Raw genomic sequence first — 13,178 nt, 5'->3', positions numbered from 1 at the left:
GGCCATATGAAACACTACGAGACGAGATTATTCGCCTTTATGCTTAGCAATAATCTCTTCGGAGATGCTGCGTGGAACTTCTTCATAGTGAGAAAGTTCCATCGAGAACACACCGCGGCCTTGTGTACCGGAGCGAAGTGTCGTGGAGTAACCGAACATCTCAGCGAGAGGTACCTTAGCACGGATAATTTGTGCACCACCACGGGAATCCATACCTTCGATACGTCCACGACGGGAGTTCAGCATACCCATTACATCACCCATGTACTCTTCAGGCACTGTAACTTCGACTTTCATGATAGGCTCAAGAATAACTGGGCTACACTTGTCCTTAGCTGCTTTAAGCGCCATGGAACCAGCAATCTTAAACGCCATCTCACTGGAGTCAACATCATGGTATGATCCGTCAAAGATTGTAGCTTTGATGTCAACGAGTGGGAATCCTGCAAGGACACCGCTCTTCATCGATTCTTCGATACCGGCTTGAACAGCTGGTACGTATTCACGAGGAACGACACCGCCGACAATCTTGTTTTCGAATTTGAAGCCTTCGCCTGGCTCTTGAGGTGCGAACTCGATCCATACGTGACCGTATTGACCGCGACCACCAGATTGGCGAACAAACTTACCTTCGACTTTAGCAGCAGTCTTGAATGTTTCGCGGTAAGCAACTTGAGGCTTACCAACATTCGTGTCTACCTTGAACTCACGACGCATACGGTCGATGATGATGTCCAAGTGAAGCTCACCCATACCTGCCAAGATGGTTTGTCCTGTTTCTTCGTCTGTATGTGCACGAAGAGTAGGATCTTCCTCAGTCAACTTGCCGAGTGCGACACTCAACTTGTCTTGGTCAGCTTTGGTCTTAGGCTCAACTGCGATCTCGATAACTGGATCTGGGAAGTCCATGGACTCCAAGATTACCGGATGTTTCTCATCACACAGTGTATCACCTGTACCTGTATCTTTCAAACCTACTGCAGCAGCGATGTCACCAGCATATACAATGTCGATTTCTTCGCGGCTGTTCGCATGCATTTGAAGGATACGGCCGATACGTTCACGTTTTCCTTTGGTTGCATTCAGAACGTAAGAACCGGAGTTCAATACACCAGAATACACGCGGAAGAACGTCAACTTACCGACATAAGGGTCAGTCATGATCTTGAAGGCAAGCGCCGCAAATGGCTCTTCATCGGAGGAGTGACGAATCACTTCTTCACCGTCTTCAAGTTGGCCCTTGATGTCAGGAACATCAAGAGGAGATGGCAAGTAGTCAACTACTGCATCGATCATCATCTGAACGCCTTTGTTTCTGTAAGAAGAACCGCATACTACTGGGAAGATTTGAACGCTACATACCCCTTTGCGGAGACCAGCTTTGATTTCTTCAATCGTAAGCTCTTCGCCTTCAAGGTATTTCATCATCAATTCTTCGTCAAGTTCTGCAACCTTCTCAATCAATTCCATGCGGAGTTCATCGACTTGAGCTTTGAACTCTTCTGGAACGTCAACAATATCAACATCACGACCGAGGTCATCTTTGAAGATGTGAGCTTTTAGCTCAACAAGGTCGATAATGCCTTTGAAATCATTTTCTGCACCGATAGGCAATTGAATCGCAACAGCGTTCGCTTGCAAACGATCCTTCATGGATTCAATAACGTTGAGGTAGTCAGCGCCGATGATATCCATTTTGTTAACGTAAGCAATACGAGGTACACCGTAACGGTCAGCTTGACGCCAAACTGTTTCGGATTGCGGCTCTACGCCTTCTTTTGCAGAGAATACGCCTACGGCTCCGTCCAATACGCGAAGGGAACGCTCAACCTCTACCGTAAAGTCAACGTGACCCGGAGTATCGATAATGTTAACACGATGGCCCTTCCATTGTGCAGTTGTTGCTGCGGAAGTAATCGTGATACCACGTTCTTGCTCTTGTTCCATCCAGTCCATTGTTGCAGCACCTTCGTGCACCTCACCGATTTTGTGAGTACGGCCTGTGTAGAACAAGATACGCTCCGTAGTTGTTGTTTTACCGGCATCGATGTGAGCCATGATTCCGATGTTACGCGTATTTGCCAAGGAGAACTGTCTTGCCATGTGTGGATCTCCCTTCAAATATGAGTTGGTGAATCCGAGCTAAGCAGAGCTTAATCCTACCAGCGGTAGTGAGCAAATGCTTTGTTCGCTTCAGCCATTTTATGCGTATCTTCACGTTTCTTAACAGCTGCTCCAGTGTTATTGGAAGCATCGATAATCTCTGCTGCCAAACGCTCTTGCATTGTTTTTTCACCGCGGTTACGCGAATAGTTAACCAACCAACGAAGTCCCAAAGAGACACGACGCTCTGGTTTAACTTCGATAGGCACTTGATAGTTAGAACCACCTACACGGCGAGCTTTAACCTCAAGAACAGGCATAATGTTTTTGAGTGCTGCTTCAAACACTTCCATAGGATCTTTACCAGTACGCTCTTCAATAGACTTGAATGCGTCGTAAAGAATCGTTTGAGCAACACCACGCTTACCGTCGATCATAACACGGTTGATCAAGCGAGTTACCAACTTGCTGTTGTATACCGGATCTGGCAATACATCACGCTTTGCTACTGGTCCTTTGCGTGGCATTGTAATCCCCCTTTCCAAAAAAGTTCATGTTTTATCATGAAACTAGCTTATTATTTTTTTTCTTTAGGACGCTTCGTACCGTATTTGGAACGAGCTTGCATACGGTTGTTCACACCTGCAGTATCAAGCGCACCGCGAACGATGTGGTAACGAACACCCGGAAGGTCCTTAACACGGCCGCCACGTACGAGAACAACACTGTGCTCTTGCAGGTTGTGACCAATACCACCGATATATGCTGTAACCTCAACACGGTTAGTCAAACGTACACGCGCATACTTACGAAGTGCGGAGTTCGGTTTTTTCGGCGTCATTGTACCTACACGAGTACATACACCACGTTTTTGAGGAGCGCTCAAATCTGTTTCAGCACGTTTCAAGGCGTTAAATCCTTTTTGCAATGCTGGGGATTTGGATTTCGTTACTTTAGCTTTACGGCCCTTACGAACCAATTGGTTGATTGTTGGCATTCTTGCCACCCCCTTCCCATGTAATAACACCTTTACAATTCGATCATTTATGCCCACAGACCCAGGCGGTTCATAAACGAGCAAATGAAAAGTTTTTGCTTCGGAGTTCAATCCTCAACAAAAACATCGGTTACGAATCTTCATTAACAACAGCTACCATAGCTGCACCAACATCGATTCCATAGACCTTGCCGAGTTCCTTCATAGTCGCAACCTCTGTGAGCTTCACAGACTTCTTCCGACAAAGACTCGAAACCTTTGAGATCAATTTGGCATCAGCATCTAAAGCAACAAATACTTCAATGGCTAAATCCTGTTCAACCATCTTCATTGTCTGCTTCGTCCCAATCTTGACCTTGGCGTCCTGTAGATTATTATCCATCGACAACATCCTCCAAAAGCACAGGCAAATGTCTTGGGCACACTACGATATCTTAGCACTTTGAATTTGCAGTGTCAAGCGGTTTTTATCCTCAGAAAAAACAGCAGTTATTCCCTTGATTAGTAAACGATTGGAAGCCTGTCTTCTATCATGCGGCTAGAGCGACACAGCCTCGATTAGAGACTGCGCCGCCAGCCAACATGTTCTAATACAAAAGCTTATTCAGCTACGCCTACACCGGCTTGCTCAAAAGCTTCTTCCATTTGTTCGTTAAGCGGATTCGTTACTTTGACATTGCGGTAACGGCTCATACCTGTACCAGCAGGGATCAGCTTACCGATAATAACGTTCTCCTTAAGGCCAAGAAGCTGGTCAACCTTGCCTTTAATCGCAGCATCTGTCAAGACACGAGTTGTCTCTTGGAAGGAGGCCGCGGACAAGAAGGAGTCAGTTTCAAGCGATGCTTTTGTAATACCGAGAAGTACCGGTTTTGCAACAGCAGGCTCTTTATCAGCAACAATCGCAACTTTGTTCGCTTCTTCATACTCATGCATATCCACAAACGATCCTGGCAACAGCGTTGTATCGCCATTATCGATAATGCGGATCTTGCGCAGCATCTGACGGATCATAACCTCAACGTGCTTGTCGTTGATTTCTACCCCTTGGTTCCGGTATACGCGCTGTACTTCCTGCAAAATGTAGTTCTGTACGCCACGAATACCTTTGATGCGAAGCATTTCCTTCGGATCAATGGAACCTTCGGTGATTTCGTCACCAGCTTCGATCGTTTGGCCTTCATGCACGCGAATGCGAGAGCCATAGCTTGCAGCGTAAACTTTTGTTTCCGCTTCACCTTGTACCTCGATTTCACGACGGTCTTTAACCTCACGAATCTCTTTGATCACACCATCAATCTCCGAGATCGTTGCTTGACCTTTCGGATTACGCGCTTCGAACAACTCTTGGATACGCGGCAAACCTTGTGTAATATCGTCTCCCGCAACACCACCGGTATGGAACGTACGCATGGTGAGCTGTGTACCTGGTTCCCCGATGGACTGTGCAGCGATAATTCCAACTGCTTCCCCGATCTCCACATGTTGTCCTGTTGCCAAGTTGCGGCCATAGCACTTCTTACATACGCCATGACGCGATCGGCAGCTAAGCACAGAACGGATTTGAAGCTGCTTCACACCTGCTTTGACGATTGCTTCTGCTTTATCAGAATCAATCAATTCATTGCGGTTGACAAGCACTTCATCTGTCTCTGGATGCTTAACCGTCTGGAAGGAGTAACGGCCTTCGATGCGGTCATACAAGCCCTCGATAACTTCTTTGCCATCAGAGATATTGCTGACCATAAAGCCTTTATCCGTTCCACAATCATCTTCACGAACAATAACATCTTGCGCAACGTCAACAAGACGACGAGTCAAGTAACCGGAGTCAGCGGTACGAAGGGCGGTATCGGCAAGACCTTTACGCGCACCGTGCGTGGAGATAAAGTACTCCAAGACCGTCAGTCCCTCACGGAAGTTCGATTTGATTGGCAACTCGATGATACGACCAGATGGGTTCGCCATCAGACCACGCATACCACCAAGCTGAGTGATCTGCGATTTGTTACCCCGTGCTTTGGAATCAACCATGAGCATAATCGAATTGTATCGATCCATGGATTTGAGCAGGACGTCTGTCAATTGATCCTTACACTTTGACCAAATATCGATAATGCGGTCATAACGCTCATCGTTCGTGATCAGACCACGACGATATTGATTCATAATGACCTTAACTTTTTCTTCAGACTCTCTTAGGATCTCTACTTTTTCCTGCGGAACGACTACGTCGGATACAGCAATAGAGATACCTGCACGAGTTGAGTACGTAAAGCCAAGCTGCTTGATCTTATCGAGGATCACGGATGTCTTCGTCGTATGGAAGACTTCGAAGCAGCGTGCAATGATTTGGCCCAGATAATCCTTACCTACAGCGCCTGTCTGCGGCAAGGTGTCGATGATCGAACGAATGTCCGCTCCTTTGTCATAGATGAAGTACTCATCAGGAGTACCATCAAAGAGGTTGCGTTTAGTCGACTCGTTGATATATGGGAAATCTTCAGGGAAGATCTCATTAAAGATAATACGGCCAATCGTCGTAACGAGCAGCGCATTTTGTTGTTTTTCCGTGAAGCAAGTTTTGTTCAATGCACGAGCTGGGATAACAACACGCGCATGCAGCGAAGCAATTTCACGTTGATATGCGGATACGGCTTCATGAACGTTGCCGATCAGCATGCCTGTGCCTTTTGCTTCTTTGTTGTCCATCGTCAAGAAGAAGGAACCAAGAACCATATCCTGAGACGGTGTTACAACCGGCTTGCCGTCTTTAGGGTTCAAGATGTTGCCTGCTGCCAACATAAGAAGGCGAGCTTCAGCTTGTGCTTCTGCTGACAATGGAACGTGAACCGCCATTTGGTCACCATCGAAGTCGGCGTTATACGCTGTACATACGAGAGGGTGAAGCTTAATGGCACGGCCTTCTACAAGAATCGGTTCAAATGCTTGAATACCTAGTCTGTGAAGCGTTGGTGCACGGTTCAACAGCACTGGATGCTCACGAATAACTTCCTCGAGCACATCCCATACTTCAGGGCTGACACGTTCAACCTTGCGTTTTGCACTCTTGATGTTGTGTGCCAAGCCTTTATTTACGAGCTCTTTCATCACAAACGGCTTGAACAATTCCAATGCCATTTCCTTTGGAAGACCACATTGATACATCTTCAAGCTTGGTCCTACCACGATAACGGAACGGCCGGAGTAGTCAACACGCTTACCGAGCAAGTTTTGACGGAAACGACCTTGCTTACCTTTGAGCATATGGCTCAAAGATTTGAGCGGACGGTTACCCGGTCCAGTTACTGGACGGCCACGGCGACCGTTGTCGATCAAGGCATCAACCGCTTCTTGAAGCATACGCTTCTCGTTCTGCACGATGATGTCTGGTGCACCCAGATCAAGCAAACGTTTCAAACGGTTGTTGCGGTTGATGACACGACGATACAAGTCGTTCAAGTCAGATGTTGCAAAGCGGCCACCGTCCAATTGAACCATCGGACGAAGCTCTGGCGGGATTACCGGAAGCACGTCAAGAATCATCCAGTCCGGGTTGTTGCCGGAGTTGCGGAATGCTTCGATGACTTCAAGGCGCTTGATCGCACGATTACGGCGTTGACCTTGAGCTGTACGAAGCTCTTCTTTTAGCGAATCCATCTCTTTATCAAGATCAAGATCTTGAAGAAGTTTCTTTACGGCTTCAGCACCCATGCCTGCAGAGAATGCATGACCATACTTTTCACGATAGCTGCGGTATTCCTTCTCGGAAAGAAGCTGCTTCTTCTCAAGTGGCGTATCACCTGGATCCGTAACCACGTAGGAAGCGAAGTAGATTATCTCTTCCAAGGAACGAGGCGACATATCAAGAGCCAGACCCATACGGCTTGGAATTCCCTTGAAGTACCAAATGTGAGAAACAGGTGCTGCTAATTCGATATGACCCATACGTTCACGACGAACTTTTTGACGCGTGACTTCAACGCCGCATCGGTCACAGACTACTCCTTTGTAACGAACACGCTTATATTTACCACAATGACATTCCCAGTCCTTTGTTGGACCAAAAATCTTTTCGCAGAACAAGCCTTCTTTTTCTGGCTTAAGCGTACGATAGTTAATCGTTTCTGGTTTTTTCACTTCACCACGGGACCAGGAACGAATTTTCTCCGGAGAGGCGAGACCAATCTTCATAAATTCAAAATTGTTGACGTCCATCTAGGAGCGACCCTCCTTAATCTGTACTTGAGATCACCGTCTCACTGCAAGACGGCCTAGTGAACTTCCGATGAGAATCGCCTTGTACGAGGCGTCCCATCTCTAACCATCGTATATCCACAAAATGGAGAAAAATCACGCCGTGGGAGCGAGCCGCCCAAGGGGCCCGCCACCACAGCCTGAATGCTTACTCCACAGCGTAATCATCATCTAAGCCAAGGTTCAGCTTATCTTGCGGTGCATCGTCTTCATCGTCGAATTCGCGCATTTCAATCTCTTCTTCGTTTTCAGTCAAGATCTTCACGTCCATACCCAAGCTTTGAAGCTCCTTAATCAATACCTTGAAGGATTCAGGAACGCCTGGCTCTGGCACGTTCTCGCCTTTGACGATCGACTCATACGTCTTCACGCGGCCAACCACGTCATCGGACTTGACGGTAAGAATCTCTTGAAGTGTGTAGGCTGCACCGTATGCCTCAAGTGCCCATACCTCCATCTCACCGAAGCGCTGTCCACCGAACTGTGCTTTACCACCGAGCGGCTGCTGCGTAACGAGTGAGTATGGTCCAGTAGAACGGGCGTGAATCTTATCATCAACCATGTGCGCAAGTTTGATCATGTACATGACGCCTACAGTAACCTCACGCTCGAAGCGCTCACCTGTACGTCCATCATACAAGACCGTCTTACCATTGCGCTGCATGCCTGCTTCTTCCATCGTATCGAATACGTCGTACTCGGTCGCACCATCGAATACCGGCGTTGCCATGTGCATGCCGAGGTAGCGAGCAGCCATGCCCAAGTGAACCTCAAGCACCTGACCGATGTTCATACGAGATGGTACACCTAGCGGGTTCAAGACAACTTGAACTGGAGTTCCATCTGGAAGGAACGGCATATCTTCTTCTGGAAGGATACGTGCGATGACACCCTTGTTACCGTGGCGTCCCGCCATTTTATCCCCTTCAGAGATTTTACGTTTTTGAGCAATGTAAGCACGAACGAGTTGGTTAACGCCTGGTGGCAGCTCGTCGCCATTTTCACGAGTAAAGACTTTAACGTCTACGACAATACCGTCAGTACCATGCGGCACACGCAAGGATGTATCACGAACCTCGCGAGCTTTTTCACCAAAGATTGCATGCAGCAAGCGCTCTTCGGCTGTCAGCTCCGTTACACCTTTAGGCGTTACTTTACCAACAAGAATATCTCCTGCCTTGATCTCGGCACCAACACGGATAATTCCGCGCTCATCCAAGTTCTTCAGCGCTTCTTCACCAACGTTAGGAATGTCACGAGTAATCTCTTCTGGTCCAAGCTTCGTATCACGCGCTTCAGACTCGTATTCCTCGATATGAATAGAGGTATACACATCTTCTTTCACGAGCTTCTCGGACAACAGAATCGCATCCTCGTAGTTGTAACCTTCCCATGTCATGAAGGCAACGACCACGTTGCGTCCAAGCGCCAACTCTCCCATCTCCGTAGAAGGTCCATCTGCTAGGATGTCGCCCTTCTTCACCACATCGCCCTTTTTCGCAAGCGGACGCTGGTTGATGCAAGTTCCTTGGTTGGAACGCATGAATTTTTGAAGCTTATATTTAACAAGGTCGCCGCGGACCTCTCTACCGTCAATCACTTGAATCTCGCGGACTTGGATCTCTGTTGCATTTACGCGTTCAATAACCCCGTCCACTTTGGATACAATACATACACCAGAGTCTTTTGCAGACTTGTGTTCCATACCTGTACCAACGAATGGCGCCTGCGGTATCAGAAGAGGTACCGCCTGACGCTGCATGTTTGATCCCATGAGCGCACGGTTAGAGTCATCGTTTTCCAAGAACGGAATCAAGGCTGTTGCGACGGACACAACTTGTTTTGGCGATACGTCCATGTAGTCAATACGATCAGTCGGCATCGTCAAAATGTTGTCAGATTGTTTGTTATAACGAACAATCGCTGTCTCATCACGGAACGAACCATCCTCATTCAACGGTGCATTCGCCTGAGCTACAACGTAGTTGTCTTCCTCATCAGCGGTCATGTAGTCAATATGATCCGACACATTGCCTGTCTTCGGATCTACCCAGCGGTAAGGCGCTTCGATAAATCCATATTCATTCACGCGAGCGAATGTAGACAAGGAGTTGATCAAACCGATGTTCGGACCCTCTGGCGTCTCGATTGGACACATACGGCCATAGTGGGATGGATGAACGTCTCGAACTTCGAAGCCTGCGCGCTCACGCGTCAAACCACCAGGTCCAAGAGCGGACAAACGGCGTTTGTGCGTCAACTCAGCAAGCGGGTTCGTTTGGTCCATAAACTGCGAGAGCTGGGAGCTTCCGAAGAACTCCTTGATCGACGCAATAACAGGACGAATGTTGATCAGCGCCTGAGGCGTAATCACGTTTGCATCCTGAATGGACATACGTTCACGAACCACACGCTCCATACGAGATAGACCAATGCGGAATTGGTTCTGAAGGAGCTCGCCTACCGAACGCAAACGACGGTTACCCAAGTGGTCAATATCGTCTGTGTCCCCGATACCATGCAAGAGATTAATAAAGTAGTTAATCGATGCAATGATATCCGACTGTGTGATATGTTTAACGGACTTGTCAATCAAGCCGTTGGAAATAACTTTTATGACTTTACCATCTTCAATCGGGGAGAATACATTAATACATTGGAGCGGAATATCTTCCGTATCCAGCACTCCACCCGCCACTTGATATGTCTTGAAGCCAACATCAGACTCCAGACGCGGGAGAATCTCATCAAGCAAGCGGCGATCAATCACTTGACCTGCTTCCGCGATAATTTCTCCTGTGTCAACATCAACCAAGGTTTCAGCCAGACGTTGATTGAACAGACGGTTTTTGATATGAAGCTTCTTGTTGATCTTATAACGACCAACATTCGCTAGATCATAACGCTTTGGATCAAAGAAGCGAGCAATCAGCAAGCTCTTTGCATTGTCAAGCGTAGGCGGTTCACCCGGACGAAGACGCTCATAGATCTCGATCAGCGCTTTTTCCGTAGAATCCGTGTTGTCCTTGTCCAGCGTATTGCGAATATATTCATCATGTCCGAGCAATTCTAAGATTTGCTCATCCGTACCGAAGCCTAGCGAACGCAAGAGTACAGTAACTGGAATCTTACGTGTGCGGTCAATACGCACATAAATGATGTCCTTCGCATCTGTCTCTAGTTCTAGCCACGCGCCACGGTTAGGGATAACGGTAGCCGAGTAGTTTTTCTTCCCGTTCTTGTCAAGTTTCGTGCTGAAATAGACACTTGGGGATCGAACTAACTGGCTGACGATTACGCGTTCTGCGCCGTTGATAATGAAGGTACCCGTTTCGGTCATAAGAGGGAAATCTCCCATGAACACTTCTTGTTCCTTCACTTCGCCGGTTTCTTTATTAAGAAGACGCACCTTCACACGAAGCGGTGCTGCATATGTTACATCACGTTCTTTTGATTCATCGACCGAGTATTTCGGCTCACCCAAGCTGTAATCGACGAATTCCAGAACAAGATTACCTGTGAAATCCTGAATCGGAGAGATGTCTTGGAACATTTCTCTCAATCCTTCATCCAAAAACCATTGGTACGATTTCTGTTGGATTTCGATCAAGTTCGGAACTTCGAGAACTTCTTTGATGCGCGCGTAACTACGCCGAGTGCGTCGCCCATTTTGAACAAGATGTCCTGCCAACTTATACTCACCCCTCATGTCTACTAAAAAAATGAATTGCGAATCCTTTTCGTCATCCTTTATAATAAAGTCCACGAAAGGACACCCAAAACGTAATAATTTGGAATTGTGAGAAGCAAAAGACAAAAAACGCACGATCACGACCTTGCGCAACAAGTTGCGATGGACGCCGTATGTTCGTGCCGTTATTTCTCACCGTTTCATGATCTCTTCATATCCGATAGACTTGCCCAAAATGTAAACATTATACGTTAGTTAACGAAAATGTATGCATCCTTTTTCAAAAAAGGGCTTGACATTTTAGTCAAGTAAAGACATGGAGACCATCCTAATACTGACATTATATAATAATAACATAATGGTTTATCAGAGTCAACTTTTGAAACACATTTTATTTCAATTCCTCTAAATTAACCTATATGTTGGACTTAATGGCTTGATAGATTCGATATCCTTTGTCCTTCGCTACCTCTTCTACTTGCCCTTCTCCAAAAAGAGATTCCAGCTTCGCTACCGCAGATGGAGCACCTTGCTTCTTCTGAATGACAATCCACAAGCTCCCGCCAATCGCGAGATGTTCATACGCCTCTGCAAAGATTCGATGTACCACTTCCTTGCCCGCCCGAATAGGCGGATTGGTCAGAATGACATCAAAGTCTCTATCATGTACTGCTGCCAAAGCATCACTTTCAAAGATCGTGACATTGGTGATCGCATTAAGCTTGGCGTTCTCTTTTGCAAGTGCAAGCGCACGTTCATTGACATCTACCATATACACTTGTCCAAGCGGGGCAAGCTTTGCTGCTGTAAGTCCAATTGGACCATACCCACAGCCTACATCAAGAACCTTGCTGTTCTCCGCAAACTTCATATGCTCAATCAGCACTTGACTTCCATAATCGACTGCACCCTTGGAAAAAACGCCTGCATCCGAGACCAATCGCAGCGCATGTCCTCTCAAGTTAAACTGCAGCTGCTTGCGATCATGGGCAACCTGCTGCTTATTGCTATAATAATGATCCATGGGAGTATACCTCCTATCCACGGCTGAACTGCAAGCCCATATGTTCATTGTCTAAGACGCGGCTTTAGCGCTTGCTAAGCAAGCTCACGTATCCTAGACAATAAACCCCTTGAAGAGTCTTCAAGGGGTTTATACTTACAGTCACAACGATGACTATTTAAGTTCAACAGTTGCGCCAGCTTCTTCAAGCTTAGCTTTAACAGCTTCTGCTTCTTCTTTGCTAACTTTTTCTTTAACTGCTTTAGGAGCGTTATCAACAACTTCTTTAGCTTCTTTCAAGCCAAGACCAGTGATTTCGCGAACTACTTTGATAACGTTGATCTTGCCAGCACCTGGGTTAGTCAAGACTACGTCGAATTCGGATTGCTCAGCTGCAGCTTCTGCTGCGCCGCCGCCAACTACTGCTACTGGTGCAGCAGCTGTTACGCCGAATTCTTCTTCGATTGCTTTAACAAGGTCGTTCAATTCCAATACGGACATGCCTTTAATGGCTTCCAAGATTTGCTCTTTGCTCATTAGGATACCCTCCAATTTAATAAATGATTTATATTGCGATATCGGTCGTTCCGAACCTCAATCTTACGCTTCTGCTTCTTGCTTCTCTGCAACAGCTTTGACTGCAAGTGCGAAGTTGCGCATTGGTGCTTGAAGCACGCTGAGCAACATGGACAGCAAACCTTCGCGGTTTGGCAATGCTGCAAGTGCTTGGATTTGCTCTACATCAACAACGCGGCCTTCTACAACGCCACCTTTGATTTCAAGCGCTTCGTTCTTCTTAGCGAAATCGTGAAGGATCTTCGCAGGCGCTACTGCGTCTTCACGGCTGAACGCGATTGCTGTAGGACCAGTCAATGCTTGGTCAAGCTCACTTAATTCAGCTTCTGCTGTCGCACGGCGAACCATTGTATTTTTCAATACTTGGAATTCTACGCCAGCTTCACGAAGTTGCTTACGAAGCTCAGTTACTTGAGAAACGTTCAATCCACGGTAGTCAGCAACTACTGTTGTTACGCTATTGCGCAATTTGTCAGCAATTTCATTAACCGTGCCTTGTTTCGCTTCGATAATTTTTGCGTTTGCCACTCGATCCACCTCCTACAAGATTG

At 46.9% G+C, this 13,178-nt stretch carries 9 protein-coding genes; all 9 read right to left on the bottom strand.

Annotation, left to right across the window (positions count from 1 at the left end):
• Window positions 1-27 precede the first annotated feature (27 nt).
• Window positions 28-2,103: an elongation factor G gene (gene fusA / locus B9Y93_RS23750; RefSeq protein WP_085498984.1), complete on the bottom strand. Its 2,076-nt coding sequence runs from the start codon at window positions 2,101-2,103 to the stop codon at window positions 28-30.
• A gap of 56 nt (window positions 2,104-2,159) precedes the next feature.
• The gene (rpsG, locus tag B9Y93_RS23745; RefSeq protein WP_085498982.1) at window positions 2,160-2,630 is read right to left on the bottom strand and encodes a 30S ribosomal protein S7; all 471 of its coding nucleotides are present in this window, start codon (window positions 2,628-2,630) and stop codon (window positions 2,160-2,162) included.
• A gap of 50 nt (window positions 2,631-2,680) precedes the next feature.
• Window positions 2,681-3,100 carry a 30S ribosomal protein S12 gene (gene rpsL / locus B9Y93_RS23740; protein WP_085498981.1) on the bottom strand — a complete coding sequence of 140 codons (420 nt, stop codon included), beginning with the start codon at window positions 3,098-3,100 and terminating at the stop codon, window positions 2,681-2,683.
• A gap of 130 nt (window positions 3,101-3,230) precedes the next feature.
• Window positions 3,231-3,488: a ribosomal L7Ae/L30e/S12e/Gadd45 family protein gene (locus B9Y93_RS23735; protein WP_085499067.1), complete on the bottom strand. Its 258-nt coding sequence runs from the start codon at window positions 3,486-3,488 to the stop codon at window positions 3,231-3,233.
• A gap of 212 nt (window positions 3,489-3,700) precedes the next feature.
• Entirely contained in the window at window positions 3,701-7,318 is a 3,618-nt protein-coding gene (rpoC, locus tag B9Y93_RS23730) for a DNA-directed RNA polymerase subunit beta' (RefSeq protein ID WP_085498978.1), read from the bottom strand.
• A 187-nt stretch (window positions 7,319-7,505) separates the two neighbouring features.
• Window positions 7,506-11,048 carry a DNA-directed RNA polymerase subunit beta gene (gene rpoB, locus B9Y93_RS23725; protein WP_085498975.1) on the bottom strand — a complete coding sequence of 1,181 codons (3,543 nt, stop codon included), beginning with the start codon at window positions 11,046-11,048 and terminating at the stop codon, window positions 7,506-7,508.
• A gap of 415 nt (window positions 11,049-11,463) precedes the next feature.
• Window positions 11,464-12,072, bottom strand: coding sequence for a class I SAM-dependent methyltransferase (locus tag B9Y93_RS23720; RefSeq protein ID WP_085498973.1), 609 nt, complete (start codon window positions 12,070-12,072; stop codon window positions 11,464-11,466).
• Window positions 12,073-12,225: 153 nt separating this feature from the next.
• Complete coding sequence (rplL, locus tag B9Y93_RS23715; RefSeq protein WP_085498970.1) at window positions 12,226-12,588, bottom strand: 50S ribosomal protein L7/L12; 363 nt, start codon at window positions 12,586-12,588, stop codon at window positions 12,226-12,228.
• 63 nt (window positions 12,589-12,651) lie between these two features.
• Window positions 12,652-13,155 (bottom strand): 50S ribosomal protein L10, encoded by a 504-nt coding sequence (gene rplJ / locus B9Y93_RS23710; protein WP_085498968.1) that lies wholly within the window; start codon window positions 13,153-13,155, stop codon window positions 12,652-12,654.
• Between the last annotated feature and the right edge of the window lie 23 nt (window positions 13,156-13,178).

The organism is Paenibacillus aquistagni, from assembly GCF_900177815.1.
In the GTDB taxonomy this organism is placed as follows: Bacteria; Bacillota; Bacilli; order Paenibacillales; family Paenibacillaceae; genus Paenibacillus_B; species Paenibacillus_B aquistagni.
Note: the sequence above shows the minus strand (reverse complement) of the source record. Positions and strands in the feature narration are given on the sequence as shown.

Bases quoted from the DNA above. Each gene is read 5' to 3' on its own strand.
- fusA (WP_085498984.1), bottom strand. From the start codon at position 2,103: ATGGCAAGACAGTTCTCCTTGGCAAATACGCGTAACATCGGAATCATG.
- rpsG (WP_085498982.1), bottom strand. From the start codon at position 2,630: ATGCCACGCAAAGGACCAGTAGCAAAGCGTGATGTATTGCCAGATCCG.
- rpsL (WP_085498981.1), bottom strand. From the start codon at position 3,100: ATGCCAACAATCAACCAATTGGTTCGTAAGGGCCGTAAAGCTAAAGTA.
- rpoC (WP_085498978.1), bottom strand. From the start codon at position 7,318: ATGGACGTCAACAATTTTGAATTTATGAAGATTGGTCTCGCCTCTCCG.
- B9Y93_RS23720 (WP_085498973.1), bottom strand. From the start codon at position 12,072: ATGGATCATTATTATAGCAATAAGCAGCAGGTTGCCCATGATCGCAAG.
- rplL (WP_085498970.1), bottom strand. From the start codon at position 12,588: ATGAGCAAAGAGCAAATCTTGGAAGCCATTAAAGGCATGTCCGTATTG.